Origin of the sequence: Serpentinimonas raichei (assembly GCF_000828895.1) — a bacterium.
In the GTDB taxonomy this organism is placed as follows: domain Bacteria; phylum Pseudomonadota; class Gammaproteobacteria; order Burkholderiales; family Burkholderiaceae_C; genus Serpentinimonas; species Serpentinimonas raichei.
The window spans coordinates 624,394-647,648 of sequence record NZ_AP014568.1 but is presented as its reverse complement, the minus strand read 5'-3'; the positions used below and the strand labels follow the sequence as shown (position 1 = coordinate 647,648).

Here is a 23,255-nt window from a genome sequence, read left to right as displayed (position 1 = left end):
GCTGCAGCCGCGCTGCGCAGCCACTACACTTATCACCCATGACGCATTCGCCCATCAAACACTGCCGCCAGTGCGGCGCGGCGGTGCAGCACCGGCTGCCCGACGACGGCGACACCCGGGTGCGCGCCATCTGCCCGGCCTGTGGCACCGTCCACTACCAAAACCCGCTCAACGTGGTGGGCACGGTGCCGGTCTGGGGCCCCGACGGCGAGCAGGTGCTGCTGTGCCTGCGCAACATCGAGCCGCGGCGCGGCAAGTGGACGCTGCCGGCCGGCTTCATGGAACTGGACGAAAGCACCGCCGCCGGGGCGGTGCGCGAAACCATCGAAGAAGCCGGGGCGCAGATCGAGCTGCAAGGGCTGTTCACCGTGCTCAGCGTGGCCCGCGTCGGCCAGGTTCATCTGTACTACCGGGCCCGGCTGCTGAGCGACCAGTTCGCGCCCGGTTACGAGACCATCGAGGCGCGGCTGTTCAGCGAAGATCAAATCCCGTGGGACGAACTGGCTTTTCGCACCGTCAAGGTCACGCTCGAGCACTACTTCGCCGACCGGCGCCGTGGCCAGTTTCAGGTGCACAACGGCGAGATCGTTTAGCTAAACAAGCGCCGCGCCAGCACCGAACCGGGCGCCAATTCGCGCGCTTGCAGGGCCTCGCACAGGGCCTCCAGCTCGGCCCCGATCTGGTCCATGGCATCGCTCTGTAAGGGGGTACCGGCGCCGTCGCAGACCAGCCCTTCCATGCTGTGCGCCAGCTGCTGCACCGACTCGCGCAGCCGCACGTAGGGGCGCTCGCTGCGCGCCACGTGCGGCACATCAAGCGCCACCGAAAACTGATTCAGCACCGCTTGCTCGGGGTCGTCGGCCAAGGCGGCTTGGGTCTCGTACTGCAGCACCAGCACCGCCGCCGCGCCCGCTGTGCTGGCGGGCAGCACCAGACGGCCCGGCAACAAGCCCGCCACAAACCCCACCCGCGCCGCGTGCTGCGTCAGGTAACCCGGGCTCCAGGCGGCACGCCGGGCGCGCACATAAAACGACAACTGCGCGTCGTGAGCCAGCGCAAACTGGTCGAGCGTGCGGGCACGCGCCACTTCTTGCATCATGTCGGGGTACTCGGGGCGCAGCTGCAGGGTGTCGGCCAGTTCATCGAGGCGCTGGATGAACTGGGAAAAGCCGATCTCATTGAGCGCGCCGGCCCGATTCACCAGTTGGATGCCGGCCCGCACATTCTGGTAGCGCTCCCCCGGGCGCGGCAGTTCCCATTGCTGCGATGGGGTGTTTTGCGCCTCGACATAAAACGGCTTGCCGTCGATGCGCCGGCTTGCCGGCAAAGCGGCCAAGATGGCGTCACCCGACACCACCTGATCGCTCAGCAGCAGGGCGATGGCGTCGAGCCGGGCATCGAGCACCTGTTGCGGCTGCACCACCTTGGGCAGGTCGGGCACGGCCGTGGCGTCCTGTCCAGCGGCGGTCGGCTGCTGCGCCAGCGACCCCAACACCGGGTCGATGCGCCGTTCGGATTCGGCCTGCGCCCCCGGCGGCAACTGCGCCGACGCAGCGGCTTCGGGGCGGCGCGGGCGCTGACGCCGGGCGTTCCAGAGGTTGTAGAGCAGCAGCGCCACCAGCAGCGCCAGCCCCAGCAGCAGCAGACCGGCTTGCAAGGGCGTGATCACGCTTGCACCTCCAGCATGTCTTGGGCCGATTGCAGGTCCACTGCCACGATGCGCGAGACGCCTTGCTCTTGCATCGTGACGCCAATGAGTTGTTGCGCCATTTCCATGGTGATTTTGTTGTGACTGATGAAAAGAAACTGGGTCTCGAAGCTCATACGAGTCACCAGTTTGGCATAACGTTCGGTGTTGGCGTCGTCCAGCGGCGCATCGACTTCGTCGAGCAGGCAAAACGGCGCTGGGTTGAGGTGGAAAATGGCAAACACCAGCGCAATCGCGGTCAGCGCCTTTTCGCCGCCCGAGAGCAAGTGGATGGTCTGGTTTTTCTTGCCCGGCGGCTGCGCCAGCACCTGCACCCCGGCCTCGAGGATTTCGCCCTCGCTCCACTGCAACTGCGCGCGCCCACCGCCAAACAATTCGGGGAATATACGCCCAAATTGCCCATTCACGGCCTCGAAGGTCTGACCCAGCAGGCTGCGCGTCTCGGTGTCGATGGTGCGAATCGCCCCCTCCAAGGTGTCGATGGCCTGCTGCAAATCGTGGTTTTGCTCGCCCAAAAATTGCAAACGCTGCTGCGCCACGGCCAGCTCCTGCAGCGCGGCCAGGTTCACATCGCCCAAGGCCTCGAGTTCGCGCTGGCTGCGCTGCACCTGAGCCGGCAGGCTGGCCAGTTGCACCGCATCGGCTTCGACGCTGCGCGCCAAAGCCTGCAAGCCGGGCCCATCTTGGACCTCGACCCCAGCCTCCTCCAGGCTCTGGCGTTGCTGCTGCTGGCTCAGTTGCGCCGCCTGCAGCCGCAACTGCAACTCGCTCAGGCGCGCGCGCAGTGGCGCCAGCCCGTGTTCGAGCTGCATGCGGCGCGCATCGCTGGCGCGCAAGTCGGCGCTCAGGCCGTCGTGGGCGCTGCGCCGCGCTCCCAGTTCTTGCTCGCAGCGGTGCCTGGCCGCCAGCGCCACTTGCAAGGCCGCCTGCGCGGCGGCGTCGGCAAGGGTTTCGAGTTCGGCCAGCGCCTGCTGCGCTTGCCCGGCCAGTTCGGCCGCTTGCTGCGCGGCCGCTGCCTGGTTGCGTTGCAGTTCATCTGCCCGGGCCTGCAGGCTGCGTCGGGCAAATTCGGCCTCTTGCGCCTGGCGTTCCAGCGCGCGCGCCTGGGCGCTGGCCTGCTGCAGGGCGTGCTCGGCCCGCGCCTGCTCGGCTTCGGCCTGCTGCAGGGCCTGCTGCTGCCCCTGCAGCTCGTCTTGCAGCGCCTGCTGCTGCGCCTGCACGTGCTGCTGCTGCATCTGCACTTGCTGCAAGTGTTGCTCGGCTTCGGCGCGCTCTTGCGCCAATTGGGCGGCGCGCTGCTGCCGGTGCTCGGCTTGCTGGCTCAGGCGCAGCAGCTCGACTTGCAGCGCATGGGCCTGGGCTTGGGCGGCGCTGGCCGCCGCACGGGCCTGTTGCAAACGCTGGCCGGTTTGGCTGCAAGCGGCCTCGGCCGCAGCCTCGGCTAGTCGTGCTTGCTCGGCCAGCCCCTGCAAGCCGCGCAGCTGCTGCTGCAACTGCTCGATCTCCTGTGCCCGCTCCAGCCAACCCGACTGCTCGGGTGCAGCGGCATAAAAACCCAGGTGCTGCGCGCCCACACTATGCCCTTGCGGGGTGTAGATCAGCTCGGAGCGGCCGAGCGTGGCGCGGGCGGCCAGCGCCTCGGGCAGGTTGGCTGCCGCGTAGCAAGGGCTGAGCCAGCGCGCCAGCAGCGCCTGCAAGGCCGGCTCGGGGCAGTGCAGGTGCTGCGCCAGCGGCTGCAGCGCGGGCGCGGCATCGGAATACTGGGCGGCTTTGGCGGCGTTGATTGCCTCAGCGGCGGCGACTGGAACGTGTGCCGCTTGGTCCAGCGCATCGGCCTGTTCGGCCCGATCTGGCAGCGCAAACAGCACCAGCGCCCCTGGCGGGGGCGCATCGGCGAGCGCCAGCGCTGCCTCCAGGCTGGGCAGCTCCAGCGCCTGCACCCGCTCGCGCAAGGCGGCCTCGACCGCCGTGGCCCAGCCCGCTGCCGGCCGCAGCCGCTGCCACAGCGCCGCGTGCCCTTGCAGCCCCTGCCGGGCCAGCCACTGCGGCAGTTGGCCCGCTTGCTGCAGCTGGGTTTGCAGGGCCTGCAAGGCATCGAGCCGGGCCTGGCACTGGGCCAGCGCCTGCCCTTGGGCCTGCGCCTGCTGCTGGCACTGGCGGCGCTGACGCTCCCCATCGGCCTGCTCCAGCTGCAGTTGCAGCAGCAAATCTTGGGCTTGCTGCTGGCGCTGCTGCGCCTGCTCCCACTCGGCTTGCAGCGGCGCCAGGCGCAGCTCGTCGGCGGCCTGTGCCGCCAGCGCCTGGGCTTCGCTGTGCAGGCGCTGCGCCCGCTGCTGCCACTGCTGGCGCTGTTGCTCGTGGGCGCGCTGCTGCGCCCCCAGCAGCCCCAGCGCCTGCTGGCGCTCGGCCAAGGCACGGCGGGCGCGCACCAGCTGCTGCTGCGCGGCCTGCAAGGCGGCCTGCACGGCGGGCAGTGCGGCGCTGTGCTGCTGGCACTGAGTGGCCAGCGCAGCGGCCTGCGCGGCCGCCGCCTGCTCTTGCGGCCCCAAGCGCGCCCGCTCCTCGGCGGCGGCGCTGGCGCGCCCCTCCCACTGCGCGCGCTGCTGCTGCAGCTGCTGCAAGCGCTGCTGCACCCGCTGCCGGTGGTCGCGCAGATGCCGAATCTCGCTCTCGAGCCGCGCCACCTCGGCCGCCGCCGCGTACAGATCCCCCTGCGCCTGGTTGAGCGCCTCGCCGGCGGCGTAGTGCGCCTGGCGGGCGGTCTCGGTGTCGGCCTCGAGGCGCCGCAAGGCCGCGGTTTGCGCGTCCAGTTCCAGCTGCACTTGCTGCTCCAAGGCCTGCGCCTGCGCCCCGTCGGTCTCGGCCTGGCAGAGCTTGAGCCAGGCCAGTTGCTGCTGGCGCCGCCGCAGCCGGGCTTGCAGATCGCGGTAGCGCTGCGCCTGCGCCGCCTGCTGCTCCAGCTTGGCGCTGTGGGCCTGCAACTCGGTCAAAATGTCTTGCACCCGGCTCAGGTTGGCGCGCGCATCGAGCAGCCGGGCGGCGGTTTCGCGGCGGCGCTCCTTGTATTTGGATACCCCGGCCGCCTCCTCCAGAAACAGCCGCAGCTCTTCGGGTCGGCTCTCGATGATGCGCCCGATGGTGCCTTGCCCGATGATGGCGTAGGCGCGCGGCCCCAGCCCGGTGCCCAGAAACAGGTCGTGCACATCGCGCCGCCGCACCGGCTGCTGGTTGATGTGGTAGCTGCTGGCGCCGTCGCGCGTGAGCACGCGGCGCACCGAAATCTCGGCGTAACGGCCCCACGCACCGGGCACGCGCTGGCTGGTGTTGTCGAACACCAGCTCCACGCTGGCGCGGCTGGCGGGCTTGCGCAGCGCGCTGCCGTTGAAGATCACGTCCTGCATCGTCTCGCCGCGCAGCTCGCTGGCCTTGCTCTCGCCCAGCACCCAGCGCACGGCGTCCATGATGTTGGATTTGCCGCAGCCATTGGGGCCGACCACCCCCACCAACTGCCCGGGCAGGCCAAAGGCAGTGGGTTCGGCAAAGGACTTGAAGCCCGACAGTTTGATGGTGTGTAGGCGCACGCTCGCTGATTCGCTTGGGGTCGGCAAAGGCCACGGGGACTGGGGTGCGTAGTTTAGGGCCCGGCACCCAGCGCAGCCGCTGCCGCAGCGCCGCTGCTGCACGCCCCCAGTGCATACAATCTGCCCAATGGCTTGGCACCCCGCTTGGCCCTCTACATCCGTTCCAGCCTACACCATGCACACAGACCTGCCAACCCTGATCGACCAAGCCTGGGAGCAGCGCGCCCAGCTCAACCCCAGCAACGCCCCGCGCGAGGTGCAAGACGCCGTCGAGCAGGTGCTAGAGCAGCTCAACAGCGGCCAGTTGCGCGTCGCCACCCGCCACGGCGTGGGCCAGTGGACGGTGCAGCAGTGGATCAAGAAAGCCGTGCTGCTGAGCTTTCGCTTGCGCGACAACGAGATCATCCAAGCCGGTGAGCTGGCTTTTTACGACAAGGTGCCGACCAAGTTCGCACAACTCAGCCCGCAAGAGCTGGCTGCCGCCGGGGTGCGCGTGGTGCCGCCCGCGGTGGCGCGCCGGGGCAGCTTCATCGCCCGCGGGGTCGTGCTCATGCCCAGCTACGTCAACATCGGCGCCTACGTGGATGAAGGCAGCATGGTGGACACCTGGGCCACCGTGGGCTCCTGCGCCCAGATCGGCAAAAACGTGCACCTGAGCGGCGGCGTCGGCATCGGCGGCGTGCTCGAACCGCTGCAGGCCAACCCCACCATCATCGAAGACAACTGCTTCATTGGCGCGCGCTCCGAGGTGGTCGAGGGCGTGATCGTGGAAGAAAACGCCGTGCTCGGCATGGGCGTCTATCTGGGCCAGAGCACCCCGATTTTCAACCGCGCCACAGGCGAGATCAGCTACGGCCGGGTGCCGGCGGGTTCGGTGGTGGTGAGCGGCAACCTGCCCAAAACCGCCGCCAACGGCGCCCCTTACAGCCTGTACGCGGCGGTGATCGTCAAGCAGGTCGATGCGCAGACACGCTCCAAAACCAGCATCAACGAGCTGCTGCGCGACTAATCCCCCAGTCTGCTGCCAAGGAGTCCCCCATGGGCCCAATGGAAAAAATCCTGCGCCTGATGAGCGAGCGCAAAGCCTCCGACGTCTATCTGTCGGCGGCCTCGCCGGTGCAAATGAAGTTCAACGGCGTCTGCGCGCCCATCACGCCGCAGCCGCTGCCGGTCGATGGCCCGCTGCAGTTGTTGGCCGAGGTGGTGAGCGAAGCGCAGTTGCAGGAATTTCACGCCAGTGGCGAGCTCAATGTGGCCATTCCGATGACCGGAGTCGGGCGCTTTCGCCTCAGCGCCATGAAGCAGCGCGGCAACTGCGCCGTGGTGGCGCGCTTCATCAGCAGCGAGATTCCGGCCTTCGAGTCGTTGCAATTGCCGCCGGTGCTGGCGCAGATGATCATGGCCAAGCGCGGCCTGATGCTGGTGGTCGGCTCCACCGGCTCGGGCAAGAGCACGACACTGGCGTCGCTGCTCGATCACCGCAACGCACGCAGCAGCGGGCACATCTTGACCATCGAAGACCCGGTCGAGTACCTGTTTCGCAACAAGCTCTCGATCGTCAACCAGCGCGAAGTCGGCACCGACACCGCCTCGCTCTACGTGGCGCTGAAAAACGCCCTGCGTCAGGCCCCGGACGTGATCCTGATTGGCGAAATCCGCGACCGCGAAACCATGTCGCTGGCCATCGCCTACGCCCAGTCCGGCCACCTGGTGCTGGCCACGCTGCACGCCAACAACAGCCACCAAGCGCTCAACCGCATCCTCAATTTCTTCCCGGTCGAGGTGCGCCCGACCATGCTCAACGACCTCGCCTCCTCGCTCAAGGCCATTGTGTCGCAGCGGCTGCTGCGCACCGTCGATGGCGCGCGCGTGCCGGCGGTGGAGGTGATGGTCAACTCGCGCCTGATGAGCGAACTGATCGAAAAAGGCGATTTTTTTGGGGTGCGCGAGGCGCTGGAAAAATCCATGGCCGAGGAGTCGCAAACCTTCGAGTCCGACATCGCGCGCCTCATTCTGAGCGGCAAAATCGAGCGCCAAGAGGGCTTGGCGCATGCCGATTCGCCCACCAACCTGATGTGGCGGCTGCAAAACCAGTCCGTCAACGAGCGCTCGACCAGCCAGCCCAGCCCGCAACCCACCGCCGACCCGGCAGCGCGAACCCGTGGCCCTTCGTTCTCCAACTTCACGCTCGACGCCTGAAGTCGAACCCCCTTTGCGACCATGCACCCCACCCAGCACCTGACCCAAGAACTGATCGCCCGCCCCTCCATCAGCCCGGCCGACGCCGGCTGCCTAGATCTGATCGCCGAGCGCCTCCAAGCGCTGGGCTTTGTGTGCGAGCGCATCGACAGCGGCCCACCCGAGTGGCGCGTGAGCAACCTGTGGGCCAAACGCAGCACCAGCCCCGCGGCCCCGACCCTGGTCTGGGCCGGCCACACCGACGTGGTGCCTACCGGCGCACGGGAGCGCTGGGCCAGCGACCCCTTCACCCCCAGCGTGCGCGAAGGCAAGCTCTACGGCCGCGGCGCCAGCGACATGAAAGCCTCGCTGGCGGCGATGGTGGTGGCCTGCGAGGCCTTTGTCGCGGCGCAGCCCGAGGCGCCGCTGAACCTGGCTTTTTTGCTCACTTCCGACGAAGAAGGCCCGGCCCACGACGGCACCGTGGTGGTGTGCCGCGAGCTGCAGCGCCGGGGCGAGCGGCTGGACTGGTGCATCGTGGGCGAACCCACGGCCGAACGCCAAACCGGCGACACCATCAAGAACGGCCGCCGCGGCTCGCTCAGCGGCCGCCTCACCGTCAAGGGGGTGCAGGGCCACATCGCCTACCCGCAGCTGGCGCGCAACCCCATCCATATGCTGGCCCCGGCGCTGGCCGAACTGGCTAGCACCCACTGGGACGCCGGCAACGCGCACTTCCCCCCCACCGCCTGGCAGGCCAGCAACCTGCACGCCGGCACCGGGGCGGGCAACATCATCCCCGGCACGGCGGTGCTCGATTTCAACTTTCGCTTCAGCACCGAAAGCACGCCCGAGGGCTTGCAGCAGCGCGTGGCCGAGGTGCTGCTGCGCCACGGCCTGCAGCCCGAGCGCGACTACGCGCTCGATTGGAGCCTCTCGGGCCTGCCTTTTCTCACGCCAGCGGGCAGCCTGGTCGATGCGGTGCGCGCCGCCGTGCGGGAGGTCACCGGCTTGCAGGCGCAGCTTTCGACCAGCGGCGGCACCAGCGACGGGCGCTTCATCGCCCGCATCTGCCCGCAAGTGATCGAACTCGGCCCGCCCAACGCCACCATCCACCAAGTCAACGAATGCGTGGCGCTGGCCGAACTGGAGCCCCTGACTGCGATCTACCTTCGCTCCATGGAGCACTTGGCGCGGCGGCCCGCGCCGACGCCACCCACCGGGGCAGCCACCCCGGAATCCTAATAAAATAGGCCAGATGATTGTCATTTACTGATTTTGCACACCACCGCCCCCCTTTCATGAACACAGTCGGCACCTCTGACTGCGCCCCCGCCTTGCCCGAGGACGAAGCGGAGCGCCTGCGCGCCTTGCGCGCGCTGGGTGTGCTCGACAGCGCCGCCGAAGAACGCTTCGACCGCCTGACGCGGCTGGCCCGCACCTTGTTCGAGGTGCCGATCGCGCTCATTTCCTTGGTGGATGCCGAGCGCCAGTGGTTCAAATCGCGCCAGGGGATGCAGGTCTGCGAAACCGAGCGCGCCATCTCTTTCTGCGGCCACGCCATATTGGCACCGGATATTTTTGAAGTCCCCGACACCCTGCTGGATGCGCGTTTTGCCACCAACCCGATGGTCACCGGCGCGCCACACATCCGCTACTACGCCGGTGCGCCTTTGCGGGTCGATAGCGGCCTGACCGTGGGCATGCTGTGCATCAAAGACCAGCGCCCGCGCCTGCTCAGCCCGGCGCAGCGCGCGGCCTTGCGCGATTTGGCCGACTGCGCGCAAGCCGAGCTGCAGGCCTTGCAGCACCAGATTGCCGATTTGTCCGAATTGCAAGCCCCCCTGCCCGACAAAGGCGAGCGCCAAACCGGTTTTTCTGGCCTGCTGCAGCGGCTGCTTGCCCTCACGCACAGCGAATACGGCTTCATCGGCGAGGTGCTGCAATCTGCCGACGGCCAGCCCTACCTCAAAATCTACGCCATCACCGATATTGCCTGGGACGCGGCCAGCAAGGCCCACTTGGCCGAAATGGCGCCCAAGGGCATGGAGTTCACCAATTTGCGCACGCTCATTGGTGCCGCCCTCACCACTGGCGAGCCGGTCTTTGCCAACCAGCCCGCCACCGACCCGCGCCGCGGCGGGCTGCCGCCCGGTCACCCATCGCTCGATGCCTTTCTGGGCATACCGCTGCACCACGAGGGCGCCATGGTGGGCCTGATCGGGCTGGCCAACCGCCCCGGCGGCTACGAGCGCCCCCTGTTGGATCTGCTGCGCCCGCTGCTGCAGCGCTCCGCCTTGTGGATTGCGGCCAGCCACGACGCGCATCAGTTGCGCGAGAACCAAACCCTGCTGGCCGAACTGGAGCAGGTGGCGCACATCGGCTGCTGGAAGCTGGATATCGAAACCGGGCGGCTGCACTGGAGCGACGAGCTCTACCGCCTGTTTGGCCTGCAGCCGCAGGAGTTCGCTGCCAGCTATCCGGCCTTTCTGGAGACCGTACACCCAGACGACCGCGCCGCCGTCGATGCCGCCTACAGCGGCTCGCTGCAAGCCGGTGCCGACCACTACGAGATCGTACACCGCATCGTGCGCCACAGCGACGGCGCCATCCGCCACATCCACGAGCGCTGCCAGCACCGGCGCAACGCCGCCGGCGCGGTGATCGAGTCCATCGGCACCGCCCAAGACGTGACCGAGAGCCAAGAGGCTGCACTGGCCCTGCGCCGCGCCGCCAGCGTGTTCGAGCACGCCAACGACGCCATCGTCATCACCGATGCACACGGCACCCTCATCGACCTCAACGCCGCCCAGTGTCGCTTGACGGGCTACAGCCGCGACGATCTGCTGGGGCAGAACCCGCGCCTGTGGGCTTCTGGCCGCCACGACGCCGCCTTTTACCGCCAGATGTGGCAGTCCTTGCGCGAGCAGGGCCTGTGGCGCGGCGAGATCTGGAACCGGCGCAAAAACGGCGAGATCTACCCGTGCCTGCTCACCATCAGCCCGGTGCGCGACACCCAAGGCGAGTTGCAGGGCTACGCCGGCATCTCGACCGACCTCAGTGCCCTGCGCGAGCAGCAGCGTCAATTGGAGCGCCTGAGCCAGTTCGACGCCCTCACCGGCCTGCCCAACCGCAGCCTGCTCACCGACCGCCTGCAGCAGGCCATGGGGCAAGCCCTGCGCCGTGGGCGGCAATTGGCGCTGGTTTATCTGGACCTGGACGGCTTCCAGGCCTTCAACGAGCACCGGGGCCCCGACGCCGGCGACGAGTTGCTCATTCGCCTGGCCCAGCGCCTCAAGGCCGCGTTGCCCGAAGACGCCACGCTGGCGCGCATGGGCGGCGACGAGTTCGTGGCCGTGCTGCCCGACCTGCCCCAAGCGGCGGCGGCGCAGCCCTTGCTCGATGCCATCTTGAGTCACATTGCCGCCTGCGAAGCCGATGCCGGTAACGGCCAACCCCTCACAGCCAGCTTGGGCGTGAGCTTTTACCCCCAAGCCGACGCGGTGGACGCCGACCAACTGCTGCGCCAAGCCGACCAGGCCATGTATGCTGCCAAGCAAGGCGGCAAAAACCGCTACCACCTGTTCGACGCCGAGCACGACCGCGGCTTGCGCAGCCGCCACGCCGAACTGGGGCAAATTGCGCTGGCCTTGCAACAGCAGCAGTTCGTGCTCCACTACCAACCCAAGGTCAATATGCGCAGCGGGGCCGTGATCGGAGCTGAGGCGCTGATCCGCTGGCAGCACCCCCAGCGCGGCCTGCTCGGCCCAGGAGCTTTTTTGCCCGCGCTGGAGCAGCAAACGCTGATGGTGGACGTGGGCGACTGGGTGCTGGAGCAAGCGCTGCAACAAATCGCCCACTGGAACCGCACCGGGCTGCGCCTGCCGGTGAGCGTCAACATCGACGCCATGCAACTGGCGCAAGCCGATTTCGTTCCCAAGCTGCGCGCCGCGCTGGCTCGCCAGCCCGAGGTACAGCCCAGCCAACTGGAGCTCGAGGTGCTCGAAACCAGCGCGCTGGGCGATCTGGGCGCCGTGTCCGCCCTGCTGCACCAGTGCCGCGAGCTCGGGGTATTGACCTCGCTGGACGACTTTGGCACCGGTTACTCGTCCCTGACCTACCTCAAGCACCTGCCCACCCAGGTGCTGAAAATCGACCAGAGCTTTGTGCGCGGCATGCTCGACGACCCGAGCGACAGCGCCATTTTGCAGGGCGTGCTGGGGCTGGCGCAGGCGCTTGGGCGGCTGGTGATCGCCGAAGGGGTGGAAACCTCGGCCCACGCCCAAATGCTGCTGCGCCTGGGCTGCGTGCACGGCCAAGGCTACGCCATCGCCCGGCCCATGCCCGCCGAGCAGATTCCCGACTGGGTGGCGCACTGGAAGCCCGACCCGGCTTGGGCAGCGGCGCCCTCCCCTGCGCCCTCCGCAGCCCTGCCCCTCGAGACCAGGCAACCCGCCTAATCCGTCCCTTCGGTTCCGCGCCCGTCTGGGGCACTCTAAAATCGGCTGTTGGCCCTGCCAGGCCCCAGCCCCACCGCATGCTTCATGACCCTGATCGAACTGTTCGAGACCGCCCGCGCGCGCCTGCAAGCCGCCCCCTTGGCCTACGGCCAAGGCAGCACCAATGCCCACGACGAAGCCGCCTGGCTGCTGCTGTGGCGGCTCGGCCTGCCGCCTGACAGCGATCTGGCCGCGCTGGCCGGGCAGCCGATCGAGCCGGCGCAGGTGCAAGCCGTGCTGGATTTGATCGAGCAGCGCATCCGCTCGCGCCAGCCCGCCGCCTACCTCACGCGCCAGGCGTGGCTGCAGGGCGTGCCGTTTTATGTCGATGAGCGCAGCATCGTGCCGCGCAGCCTGATCGCCGAGCTGATCGCCGCCGCCGAAGGGGCCGATTGCCTCGATGACTGGCTGGGCGAGCACACCCGGCGCGTGCTCGACCTGTGCACTGGCAACGCCAGCCTGGCGGTGTTGGCCGCGCTGGCCTGGCCCGAGGTGCAAGTCGATGCCGCCGACCTGTCCCCCGCCGCGCTGGCGGTGGCGCGCATCAACGTGGAGCAGCACGGCTTGACAGCGCGTGTGCGCCTGATCGAGTCCGACGGCTGGGCCGCCCTGCCCGAGCGCTACGACCTGATCCTGTGCAACCCGCCCTACGTCTGCCGCGCCAGCATGGAGGCGCTGCCGCCCGAGTTCCGCGCCGAACCGCCGCTGGCGCTAGACGGCGGCACCGACGGCATGGACTTCATCCGCAGCCTGCTGGCACAAGCCGCCGCGCACCTGCACCCCGAGGGCGTGCTGGTGCTGGAAATCGGCCACGAACGCGCCCACTTCGAGCGCGCCTTCCCCGACCTGCCGGCGCACTGGCTGCACACCAGCGCCGGCCCCGATGCGGTGCTGCTGCTCACACGCGCGGCGCTGGAAATCTGGCAATCCACCCTCACCGACCCCACCCACGGGGCCCCAGCATGATCACCCTGCGCCAAATCACGCTGCGCCGCGGCAGCAAAGTGGTGCTCGACGGCGCCAGCGCGGTGCTCAATCCGGGCGAAAAAATCGGCCTGGTCGGGCGCAACGGGGCCGGCAAATCGAGCCTGTTTGCGCTGCTGCAAGGCCAGTTGCACGAAGACGGCGGCGAACTGCAACTGCCGCGCCACTGGCGCAGCGCCGCCGTGGCACAAGACATGCCCGAAACCACGCAAGACGCCACCGCCTTCGTGATCGACGGCGACACCCGGCTCGCTGCCGCCCGCGCCGCGCTCGCCGTCGCCGAAGCCAGCGGCGATGGTCTGGCGCTGGCCGAAGCCTACAGCGCCTGCTTCGATGCCGGCAGCCACGACGCCCACGCCCGCGCCCAGGCGCTGCTGCTGGGTCTGGGGTTCGACACGCCGCAACTCGAACGCCCGGTGAACAGCTTTTCTGGCGGCTGGCGCATGCGGCTGCAACTGGCGCGCGCCCTGATCTGCCCGAGCGACCTGCTGCTGCTCGACGAGCCCACCAACCACCTCGACCTCGACGCGCTGGTCTGGCTCGAGAGCTGGCTCAAGCGCTACCCCGGCACCCTGCTGGTGATCAGCCACGACCGCGAGTTCCTCGACGCCGTGACCAGCGTCACGCTGCACCTGGAGTCGGGCCAGCTCAAGCGCTACGGCGCCAACTACAGCCGCTTTGAGCTCATGCGCGCCGAGCAGCTCACGTTGCAGCAAAGCAGCTTCGAGCGCCAGCAAGAGCGCGTCGCGCACCTGCAGCGCTTCATCGACCGCTTCAAGGCCAAGGCGAGCAAGGCGCGCCAGGCGCAAAGCCGCGTCAAGGCGCTGCAACGCATGGAAAAACTGGCCCCGGTGCTGGCCGAAGCCGAATTCGACTTCGAGTTCGACGAAGCCAGCAACCTGCCCAACCCCATGCTCAGCCTGCGCGATGCCTGCTTTGGCTACCGCAGCCCCGACGGCAGCGCCACGACCATCGTGCGCGGCGTCACGCGCTCGGTCATGGCCGGGCAGCGCATCGGCATCCTGGGCGCCAACGGGCAGGGCAAATCGACCTTCATCAAAACCGTGGCGCGCACGCTCGATTTGCTCGAAGGCCAGCGCAGCGACGGCAAGGGGCTGCGCATCGGCTACTTCGCGCAGCAAGAGATGGACCTGCTGCGCGCCGACGACACCGCCCTGGCGCATATGCTGCGGCTGGCGCGCGACACCGAAGCCGCCGGTGCGCTGGCCGGCCAGGCCACGCGCGAGCAGGATTTGCGCAACTTTCTGGGGCGCTTCCAGTTTGGCGGCGAGCTCACGCAGCAGCGCGTGGGCAGCATGAGCGGCGGCGAAAAAGCGCGCCTGGTGCTGTGCCTGATCGTCTGGCAGCGGCCCAACCTGCTGCTGCTCGACGAACCCACCAACCATTTGGACCTGACCACGCGCGAGGCGCTGGCGCTGGCGCTCAACGGCTTTGAGGGCACGGTGCTGCTGGTCAGCCACGACCGCGCCCTGCTGCGCGCCGTCTGCGACGAGTTCTGGCTCGTCAGCCACGGCGGCATCGAGCCCTTCGAGGGCGACCTCGACGACTACCAGCGCCACCTGCTCGATCTGGCCAAGCAGCGCCGCGAGGCGCTGGCCAAGCCAGACAAGGCGGAAAAGACGGACAAAGTAGGCCAGCCGGATAAAGCCACCAAGGCCGCCAAGGCGGATAAAGCGGCCAGCCCCGACAGCCTATCAGCCGCCGAGCAGCGCCGCCTGGAGGCCCAGCGCCGCCAGCAATTGGCCACCCGCTTGCAGCCGCACAAAAAGCAGCGCGAGGCGCTGGAGCGCGAGCTGGCCCAACTGCAAGCCGAACAGCAGGCCCTGCACGCGCAACTGCAACTGCCGGAGCAAGCCGCGCCCGCGCTGGCCGCTGCCAGCCAGCGCCTAGGTGCTGTGGAGCAGGCCATCGAAGCCGCCGAAGAACAGTGGCTCGAGGTGGCGCAGCAGATCGAGGCGCTGGAGCAGACGGACTGAGGACGGACTGAGGGCGGGCAGCCTTTTATAATCGGCCTTTCCTCAGCCGCGAGCCTTAGCCGGCTCGCCCGCGACATGACCAAATTCGTATTCGTGACCGGCGGCGTGGTGTCCTCACTCGGCAAGGGCATCGCGTCCGCTTCGCTGGCGGCGCTGCTCGAATCGCGCGGCCTCAACGTCACCCTGATCAAGCTCGACCCCTACCTCAACGTCGATCCCGGCACCATGAGCCCGTTTCAGCACGGCGAGGTGTTCGTCACCGACGACGGGGCCGAAACCGACCTCGACCTCGGTCACTACGAGCGCTTCATCGAGACACGCATGAAGCGCGCCAACAACTTCACCACCGGCCAGATCTACAAAAGCGTGCTCGAAAAAGAGCGCCGCGGCGACTACCTCGGCAAAACGGTGCAAGTGATCCCGCACGTCACCAACGAAATCCAAGAGTTCATCAAACGCGGGGCCGGCTTTGGCACCGCGCAGGCGGTGCAAGTGGCGATCGTCGAAATCGGCGGCACCGTGGGCGACATCGAATCGCTGCCCTTCTTGGAGGCGGTGCGCCAGATGAGCCTACGCCTGGGGCCGAATCAGTGCGCCTTTGTGCACCTGAGCTACGTGCCCTGGATTGCGGCGGCGGGCGAGCTCAAGACCAAGCCGACCCAGCACACGGTGCAGAAAATGCGCGAAATCGGCATCCAGCCCGACGCCCTGCTGTGCCGCGCCGACCGCACCATCCCCGACGACGAGCGCGAAAAAATCAGCCTCTTTACCAACGTGCCACTGTGGGGCGTGATCTCGCTGCCCGATATGCCCAGCATCTACCAGGTGCCGCGCCTGCTGCACGAGCAGGGGCTAGACGGCCTGATCTGCGACAAGCTGCGCCTCAACACCCCGCCGGCGCGGCTGCAACGCTGGGACGAGCTGGTGCACGCGCTGCAACACCCGCAGGGCGCGGTGCGCATCGCCATGGTGGGCAAATACGTCGATCTGTCCGACAGCTACAAATCGCTCAACGAGGCGCTGCGCCACGCCGGCCTGAAAAACCAGGTGCGCGTGGAAATCGGCTACATCGACTCCGAAACGCTGGAAGGCCAAGACGTGGCGGCCGTGCTGGCCCCCTTCGACGCCATTTTGGTGCCGGGCGGCTTTGGCAAACGCGGCACCGAAGGCAAGATTGCCGCCGCCCGCTACGCCCGCGAGCAGCGCGTGCCCTACCTTGGCATCTGCCTAGGCATGCAAGTGGCGACGATCGAATTTGCGCGCCACGTGGCCGGCCTGCAAGGGGCCAACTCGACCGAGTTCGACCCCGACACGCCGCACCCCGTCATCGCCCTGATCGACGAATGGCAAGACGCCGACGGCTCGATCCAGCAGCGCGACGGCAGCAGCGATCTGGGCGGCACCATGCGCCTGGGCACGCAGAGCGCCGACGTGCAGCCCAGCACGCTGGCGCATGCCATCTACGGCCCGGTGGTGAGCGAGCGGCACCGGCACCGCTACGAGGCCAACACGCATTACCTGGAGCGCCTGCGCCAGGCCGGCTTGCTCATTTCGGCGCTCACGCAGCGCGAGCAACTCACCGAAATCGTTGAGCTGCCCAGCAGCGTCCACCCCTGGTTCATGGGGGTGCAGTTTCACCCCGAATTCAAGTCCACCCCGTGGGGCGGGCACCCGCTGTTTAGCGCCTTCGTTCGGGCGGCGCTGGAACAGCAACAAACCCGCAAAGGCTGATCCACCATGCAACTCTGTAGCTTCGAAGTCGGCTTGGACCGGCCTTTTTTCCTCATCGCCGGGCCCTGCGTGGTCGAGAGCGAGGCGCTGCAACTCGAAGTCGCCGGGCGGCTCAAGGAAATCACCGCTGCGCTTGGCATCCCCTTCATCTTCAAGAGCAGCTACGACAAGGCGAACCGCTCCAGCGGCAGCAGCTTTCGCGGCCCCGGGCGCGAGCGCGGACTGGAAATTCTGGCCCAGGTGCGGCGCGAGCTCGGCCTGCCGGTGCTCACCGACGTGCACACCGAGGCCGAAATCGCCGAAGTCGCGGCGGTCGTCGATGTGCTGCAAACCCCGGCTTTTTTGTGCCGCCAGACCGATTTCATCCGCGCCGTGGCGCAGTCGGGCAAGCCGGTCAACATCAAAAAAGGGCAGTTTCTGGCCCCGCACGACATGCTCAACGTGATCGCCAAAGCGCGCGCCGCCGCCCGCGAAGCCGGTCTGTCCGAGGACAACTTCTTGGCCTGCGAGCGCGGCGTCAGCTTTGGCTACAACAACCTGGTGAGCGACATGCGCAGCCTAGCCATCATGCGCCAGACCGGTGCCCCGGTGGTGTTCGACGCCACCCACAGCGTGCAACTGCCCGGCGGCCTGGGCCAGTCCAGCGGCGGCCAGCGCGAAATGGTGCCGGTGCTGGCGCGCGCCGCCGTGGCCGTGGGCGTGGCCGGCCTGTTCATGGAAACCCACCCCGACCCAGATCGTGCCTTAAGCGACGGCCCCAACGCCGTGCCGCTCAAGCACATGGCGGCGCTGTTGGAGAGCCTGCTGGAGCTCGACCGCGTCACCAAAAAACACGGCTTCATCGAACAGCATTTCCAGCCCTGAAACACAGCCCCCAGCCACACCATGCCACACGCCTACCTGATCGCCGACGTCACCATCAGCAACGAAGAACAAATGAAGGTCTATCGCGAATGGAGCAGCCGCGCCATGCAAGAGCACGGGGCCGAGGTGCTGGTGCGCGGTGGCCTGGTCGATCCGCTCGAAGGCGGCTGGGTGCCGCAGCGCATCGTGGTGCTCAAATTCCCCAGCCTGGCCGCCGCGCGCGCCTACTACGACAGCGCCACCTACACCCAGGCGCGGCAAGCGCGCGCCGGGGCCGGCTCGATCCGCATGATCGCCGTCGAAGGCGTGTAGGCGCCGCCCAAACCCCCAGTTTCGACTTTTTCTAAATCAAAGGTGCAAAAATGAGTGCAATCGTTGACATCGTCGGGCGCGAAATCCTCGACAGCCGCGGCAACCCCACCGTCGAATGCGACGTGCTGCTGGAAAGCGGCGTCATGGGCCGCGCCGCCGTGCCTTCGGGTGCCTCCACCGGCAGCCGCGAAGCGATCGAGCTGCGCGACGGCGACCCCAAGCGCTACCTCGGCAAAGGCGTGCTCAAGGCGGTGGGGCACATCAACACCGAAATCAGCGAAGCCGTGCTCGGGCTCGACGCCTCTGAGCAGGCCTTTCTGGACCAGGCCCTGATCGACCTCGACGGCACCCCCAACAAAAGCCGCCTCGGGGCCAACGCCACGCTGGCCGTGAGCATGGCGGTGGCACGCGCCGCCGCCGAAGAAGCCGGGCTGCCGCTGTACCGCTACTTTGGCGGCAGCGGCCGCATGCAAATGCCGGTGCCGATGATGAACGTGATCAACGGCGGCGCGCACGCCAACAACAACCTCGACCTGCAAGAGCTGATGATCGTCCCGCTGGGTGCGACCAGCTTTCGTGAAGCGCTGCGCTGGGGCGCCGAGGTTTTTCACGCCCTGAAAAAAATCCTGCACGACAAGGGCATGAGCGTGGCCGTGGGCGACGAAGGCGGCTTTGCCCCGAACCTGCCGAACCACGAAGCGGCGCTGCAACTGATCCTGCAAGCCATCGAGCAGGCCGGCTACGTGGCGGGTGAACAGATCGCGCTGGCGCTGGACTGCGCCGCCAGCGAGTTCTACCGCGACGGCCGCTACCACCTCGAAGGCGAAGGGCTGGTGCTGAGCGCCGAGGAATGGACCAATATTTTGGCCACCTGGTGCGACAAATACCCCATCATCAGCGTCGAAGACGGCATGGCCGAAGGCGACTGGGACGGCTGGAAGCACCTCACCGAGCGCCTGGGCAAAAAAGTGCAACTGGTGGGCGACGACCTGTTCGTGACCAACACCAAAATCCTGCAAGAAGGCATAGACAAGGGCATCGCCAACTCGATCCTGATCAAAATCAACCAGATCGGCACCCTCACCGAGACCTTCGAAGCCATCGAAATGGCCAAGCGCGCCGGCTACACCGCCGTGATCAGCCACCGCTCGGGCGAGACCGAAGATTCCACCATCGCCGACATCGCCGTGGGGCTCAACGCCGGCCAGATCAAGACCGGGTCGCTCAGCCGCTCGGACCGCATGGCCAAGTACAACCAGTTGCTGCGCATCGAAGAAGACCTCGGCGACGTGGCACGCTACCCGGGCCGGGCGGCGTTTTACAACCTGCGCTAAACCATGCCTCCACGGCGGCCATGAGCGCCCGCACCGTTGCCCTGTTGCTGGCCGCCCTGCTGCTGCTGGTGCAGGCGCAGCTCTGGTTTGGCCGTGGCGGCGTGCCTCAGGTGCGCGAGCTGCGCGAGCGCCTGCACCTGCAAGAAGCCACCAACGAGGCGGCGCGCCAGCGCAATGCCGAACTCGGCAGCGAGGTGCGCGACCTGCAAGAGGGGCTGGAGATGATCGAAGAAGTGGCGCGGCACCAGCTCGGCTTGGTGCGACCGAACGAAATTTTTGTGCAGATCCGGCGCCCCGAAGCGGCAGCGGGGGCAGAACCCAGTTCCTTGGCCCCGGAGGCCCCGGCTCAGGCTGCACCAATCAGCCGCAGCAACTGAGCCACCCCGCCGCGCGTGTGGCCCGGTGGTGGCATCAATCCGGCTTCAATCCGGCGCGTTGCACCACGCCTTGGTAGAGCTCGAACTCGAGCCGGGTTTGTTCGGCAAACTGCTCCGGCGTGTTGCCCACGATCACCAGGCCGGTGTCCTCGATGCGCCGGCGGATTGTCGGGTCGGCCAGCACGCGCATGGTCGCGCTGTGGACGCGCTCGACCACCTCGCGCGGCAAACCGCGCGGGCCGTGCAGGCCAAAGAAGGCCATGCGGTTGACACGCGGCAAGCCCACTTCGGCAAAGGTCGGCACATTGGGCAGTTGCGCCGTGCGCCGATCCGCCGCCACCACGATCGGCACCAGCCGGCCCGCTTGGATGTGCGGCAGCGCCGAGGGCAGGTCGCCAAAAATGATCGGCACATGGCCGGCCACCACATCCACCAGCGCCGGGCCGGTGCCACGGTAGGGAATGTGCACCATGAAGGTGCGGGTTTCGGACTCGAACAGTTCGACCAGAATGTGGTTGATGCTGCCCGTGCCCGAGGTGGCGTAAGAGAAGCGGCCGGGCGCGGCCCGAATTTCGCGCAGGAACGAGGCGAAGTCGCGCCCCGCAAACGAGGGGTGCACCGCGAACACGCTGGGCGCGGCGGCGATGTTGGTGATGGGCGTGAAGTCGTTGATCGGGTGGTAGGGGGTGCGCGGGTTGAAGGCCGGGTTGGCGGCCACCGTGGAAACCGTGGCCACGCCCAGCGTGTAGCCGTCCGGGGTGGCGCGCGCGATCTCGGTGGCCCCAATCATGCCGCCCGCACCGGCGCGGTTGTCCACCACCACCGGCTGCCCCAGCAACTGCGACAGCGGCTCCGAGATGATGCGCGCCACGATGTCGGTCGGCCCGCCGGGCGCAAAGGGAACAATCAGGCGCACCGAGCGCGTCGGGTAGGTGCGCGCCTAAGCGCTGCCACTGGCGGCGAGCAGGGAAGCGGCGAGCCCAGCGGCTCCTAGGAGTGATCGGCGTTGCATGGTGGGTGTCTCCTGCGCAAATGAAAGTGCAGCCCATTGTAGGCAGGACAGGCCCCGCGCAGCCGCTTTTTCTGCCCCTCAAGGGGCTGATTGGGCTAGTGACTTACCCCAACAAGCCACCCCAACCCGCGCTACTGCAAGCGCGCCGCCGCACCAGCCAGCACCGGCTGTTCGAGCAGCGCCTGCGCCGCATCCACCGCATCGAAACGGTACTGTGCGCCGCAGAACTCGCAGCCGATCTCGACCTGCGCCCGCTCGGCCAGCATCGAATCCACCTCGGCCGCGCCCAAGCTGCGCAACATCGCCGCCACGCGCTCGCGCGAGCAACTGCAAGCAAAACGCGGCTGCTTCGGGCCGCCGGGTTCTTGCAAGCGCAGCAGCGGCTCCTGCCAGAACAGGCGGTGCAGCAGCGTGTCAGTGTCGAGCCGCAGCAGCTCGACGGGCTGCAAGCTCGCCGCCAGCGTGGCGATGCGCGGGTAGTCGTCGCTTTGCTCCCGTGCTTGGGCCCGCGCCTGTGCCGCCGCCTGGCCGCTCAAGTGCGCCTCGGCCGAGGGCGGCAGGCGCTGGATCAGCAGTCCGGCGGCGCAATGCGCGTCGGCGGCCAGCACCAGCTTGGTGTCGAGCTGCTCGCTTTGCTGCATGTAGTGCTCCAGCACCTCGCTCAGGCGCTCGAAGGGCTGCCCATCGGCGCCGCTGAGCGCCACCACGCCCTGATACGGCTGCTGGCCCGGCAGCCGGTCTTGCGGATCGAGCGTGATTGCGCAGCGCCCGCGCCGGTGCCGGTTCACCAGCTCGCTCAAGAGCGCGCCCTCGGGAACCTCGCCCTGCACCTGTGCCGTGGCACGAAAGGCAAAATCCGGCCCCACTTCGGCGACCGCCAGCCGCAGCGGCCCATCGCCCTGAATCTGCAGTTGCAGCGCCCCGTTGAACTTGATGTTGCCCTGCAGCAGCACGGCGGCGGCACACATCTGACCCAGCAGATCGGAAACCGGCGCCGGGTAGCCACCGGCCTCGGCGTGGCGGCGCAGCAGCTCCTGCCAGCTCGCGCCCAAGCGCACCAGCAGGCCGCGCACCGGCAGGCCCTCGAATAAAAACTTATGCAGTTCGTCGGACACGGTTGCGCTACCCGGTTTAGGCGAGCTTGCGCAGACCGCTGCGGTAGCGGCGCGCGTTGGCTATGTAGTGCTGCGCGCTCTGGCGCAGGCCCTCGATCTGCTCTGGTGTCAGCGTGCGCACCACCTTGGCCGGGCTACCCAGAATCAGCGAACCGTCGGGGAATTCTTTGCCTTCGGTGACCAGCGCGCCCGCCCCCACCAGGCAGTGTTTGCCGATGCGCGCCCCGTTGAGCACCACCGCCCCGATGCCGATCAGCGATTCGTCGCCTATGGTGCAGCCGTGCAGCATCACTTGGTGCCCCACCGTCACGCGCTCGCCCACCTGCAGCGGGAAGCCGTAGTCGGCGTGCAGCACGCTGGCGTCTTGGATGTTGCTGCCCGCGCCGATGGCGATGGCCTCGGTGTCGCCGCGGATCACGCAGCCAAACCAGACACTGGCCTCAGCCCCCAGGCTGACTTGACCGATCACCTGCGCGCCATCGGCCACGAAGGCGCTGGGGTGGACTTGGGGTTGTGCGTCGTCGAGTTGGTAAATGCTCATGGTTGCGATTGTACGAAGCGGGGCCGGGGTGTGCCAAGCGGGTGCGCCAAGCTGCCCCCTCAACCCCGTGGATGGTGCTGCGCGTGCAACTGCTTGAGGCGCGCCCGCGCCACGTGGGTGTAGATGGTGGTGGTGGAAATGTCGGCATGGCCCAGCAGCAGTTGCACGGCGCGCAAATCGGCCCCGTGGTTGAGCAAATGGGTGGCGAAGGCGTGGCGCAGCGTGTGCGGCGACAGCGGCGCTTCGATGCCCGCTTGGCGTGCGTATTTTTTCACCAGCAGCCAAAACATCACCCGCGTCATGGCCGCGCCGCGCGCCGTCACGAACAGATCGTGGCTGATCTGGCCGCTCAAAATGGCGGGCCGGGCCTCGGCCAAGTAGCGGCGCAGCCAGTGCAGCGCCTCGTCGCCAAAGGGCAGCAGCCGCTCCTTGGACCCCTTGCCCAGCACGCGCAGCACCTGCTCGGGCAGGCTGATCTGGTGCAATTGCAGCCCCACCAGCTCGCTCACGCGCAAGCCGCTGGCGTACATCAGCTCCAGCATGGCGCGATCGCGCAGCCCCAGCGCCTGCCCCAGATCGGGCGCTTGCAGCAGTTGCTCCACTTGCGCTTCGCTCAGGGTTTTGGGCACGCGCAGCGCGCGCTGGGCGCTCAGCAGCCGAAGCGTCGGGTCCACTTCCAGCAGCCCTTCGCGCAGCGCCCAGCGGTAGTAGCGCTTGAGCACGCTCAGGCGCCGATTCGCGGTGCTGGCGCGGCTGCGCGCATGGCTATCGGCTAGATAGGCCAGCAGATCGGCCTCCTGCGCCTGCTCCAGCGTGGCGGCAGCCACCCCGGGCGGCGGCGGGCGGCGCTGCGCCAGCCAGTCGGCCAACTGCTGCAAATCGCTGCGATAGGCCGCCAGCGTCAGCGGTGCCAGCCCGTCTTCCAGCCACAGCGCATCCAAAAATCGTTCCAGCACGCACGCACCTTTGCACCCGAAGGATAGAACCGGCATTGTCCATCAAGGCGCCGGGGTACCCCGCTA

Annotated in this window: 17 protein-coding genes and 1 pseudogene; 12 read left to right on the top strand and 6 right to left on the bottom strand. The window is 67.9% G+C overall.

Translation table 11 applies throughout. The features are described 5' to 3' along the window. The first annotated feature begins 38 nt into the window (after window positions 1-38). Window positions 39-593: an NUDIX hydrolase gene (locus tag SRAA_RS03090; protein ID WP_045530899.1), complete on the top strand. Its 555-nt coding sequence runs from the start codon at window positions 39-41 to the stop codon at window positions 591-593. Here the strand turns inward: SRAA_RS03090 and SRAA_RS03085 are convergent. Both SRAA_RS03085 and smc read right to left on the bottom strand, forming a co-directional pair. Further along, a complete protein-coding gene (locus SRAA_RS03085; protein ID WP_338056373.1) occupies window positions 590-1,669 on the bottom strand; it encodes a cell division protein FtsZ in 1,080 nt (359 codons plus the stop codon). The two genes, SRAA_RS03090 and SRAA_RS03085, sit on opposite strands and share 4 nt — an antisense overlap. Beyond that, complete coding sequence (gene smc / locus SRAA_RS03080) at window positions 1,666-5,289, bottom strand: chromosome segregation protein SMC (RefSeq protein ID WP_045530897.1); 3,624 nt, start codon at window positions 5,287-5,289, stop codon at window positions 1,666-1,668. Before smc ends, SRAA_RS03085 begins: the two co-directional genes overlap by 4 nt. A gap of 175 nt (window positions 5,290-5,464) precedes the next feature. Here smc and dapD point away from each other — a divergent pair, with 175 nt between their 5' ends. From dapD to ftsB, 11 genes are all read left to right on the top strand, one after another. Continuing rightward, window positions 5,465-6,298 (top strand): 2,3,4,5-tetrahydropyridine-2,6-dicarboxylate N-succinyltransferase, encoded by an 834-nt coding sequence (dapD, locus tag SRAA_RS03075; RefSeq protein WP_045530896.1) that lies wholly within the window; start codon window positions 5,465-5,467, stop codon window positions 6,296-6,298. Between the two features lie 29 nt (window positions 6,299-6,327). Next, complete coding sequence (locus SRAA_RS03070; RefSeq protein WP_045530894.1) at window positions 6,328-7,488, top strand: PilT/PilU family type 4a pilus ATPase; 1,161 nt, start codon at window positions 6,328-6,330, stop codon at window positions 7,486-7,488. A gap of 21 nt (window positions 7,489-7,509) precedes the next feature. Further along, window positions 7,510-8,712, top strand: a complete 1,203-nt coding sequence (gene dapE / locus SRAA_RS03065; protein ID WP_045530892.1) for a succinyl-diaminopimelate desuccinylase — start codon at window positions 7,510-7,512, stop codon at window positions 8,710-8,712. 56 nt (window positions 8,713-8,768) lie between these two features. Next, window positions 8,769-11,927, top strand: a complete 3,159-nt coding sequence (locus tag SRAA_RS12015) for a bifunctional diguanylate cyclase/phosphodiesterase (protein ID WP_052467465.1) — start codon at window positions 8,769-8,771, stop codon at window positions 11,925-11,927. Between the two features lie 84 nt (window positions 11,928-12,011). Continuing rightward, window positions 12,012-12,932, top strand: coding sequence for a 50S ribosomal protein L3 N(5)-glutamine methyltransferase (gene prmB / locus SRAA_RS03055; RefSeq protein WP_045530890.1), 921 nt, complete (start codon window positions 12,012-12,014; stop codon window positions 12,930-12,932). Continuing rightward, window positions 12,929-14,947 carry an ABC-F family ATP-binding cassette domain-containing protein gene (locus SRAA_RS03050; protein WP_045530888.1) on the top strand — a complete coding sequence of 673 codons (2,019 nt, stop codon included), beginning with the start codon at window positions 12,929-12,931 and terminating at the stop codon, window positions 14,945-14,947. The genes prmB and SRAA_RS03050 overlap by 4 nt, the downstream gene beginning before the upstream one ends. A 75-nt stretch (window positions 14,948-15,022) precedes the next feature. Further along, window positions 15,023-16,678: a CTP synthase gene (locus SRAA_RS03045; RefSeq protein ID WP_045530886.1), complete on the top strand. Its 1,656-nt coding sequence runs from the start codon at window positions 15,023-15,025 to the stop codon at window positions 16,676-16,678. Window positions 16,679-16,684: 6 nt separating this feature from the next. Then, complete coding sequence (gene kdsA / locus SRAA_RS03040; protein ID WP_045530884.1) at window positions 16,685-17,542, top strand: 3-deoxy-8-phosphooctulonate synthase; 858 nt, start codon at window positions 16,685-16,687, stop codon at window positions 17,540-17,542. A 21-nt stretch (window positions 17,543-17,563) separates the two neighbouring features. Continuing rightward, window positions 17,564-17,854, top strand: coding sequence for a DUF1330 domain-containing protein (locus SRAA_RS03035; protein WP_034111211.1), 291 nt, complete (start codon window positions 17,564-17,566; stop codon window positions 17,852-17,854). Between the two features lie 50 nt (window positions 17,855-17,904). After that, window positions 17,905-19,188, top strand: a complete 1,284-nt coding sequence (eno, locus tag SRAA_RS03030) for a phosphopyruvate hydratase (protein WP_045530881.1) — start codon at window positions 17,905-17,907, stop codon at window positions 19,186-19,188. A 20-nt stretch (window positions 19,189-19,208) separates the two neighbouring features. Then, window positions 19,209-19,565: a cell division protein FtsB gene (gene ftsB / locus SRAA_RS03025; RefSeq protein WP_082039870.1), complete on the top strand. Its 357-nt coding sequence runs from the start codon at window positions 19,209-19,211 to the stop codon at window positions 19,563-19,565. A gap of 34 nt (window positions 19,566-19,599) precedes the next feature. Here the strand turns inward: ftsB and SRAA_RS03020 are convergent. The 4 genes and pseudogenes from SRAA_RS03020 to xerD all read right to left on the bottom strand — a co-directional run bounded on the left by SRAA_RS03020 (window position 19,600) and on the right by xerD (window position 23,225). Beyond that, window positions 19,600-20,577, bottom strand: a pseudogene (locus SRAA_RS03020) (tripartite tricarboxylate transporter substrate binding protein BugE). Window positions 20,578-20,708: 131 nt separating this feature from the next. Next, on the bottom strand, window positions 20,709-21,692 hold the full coding sequence (hslO, locus tag SRAA_RS03015) for an Hsp33 family molecular chaperone HslO (protein WP_045530879.1): 984 nt from the start codon (window positions 21,690-21,692) through the stop codon (window positions 20,709-20,711). Window positions 21,693-21,708: 16 nt separating this feature from the next. Then, complete coding sequence (locus tag SRAA_RS03010; protein WP_045530877.1) at window positions 21,709-22,233, bottom strand: gamma carbonic anhydrase family protein; 525 nt, start codon at window positions 22,231-22,233, stop codon at window positions 21,709-21,711. 59 nt (window positions 22,234-22,292) lie between these two features. Next, window positions 22,293-23,225, bottom strand: a complete 933-nt coding sequence (gene xerD / locus SRAA_RS03005; RefSeq protein ID WP_045530875.1) for a site-specific tyrosine recombinase XerD — start codon at window positions 23,223-23,225, stop codon at window positions 22,293-22,295. Window positions 23,226-23,255 lie beyond the last annotated feature (30 nt).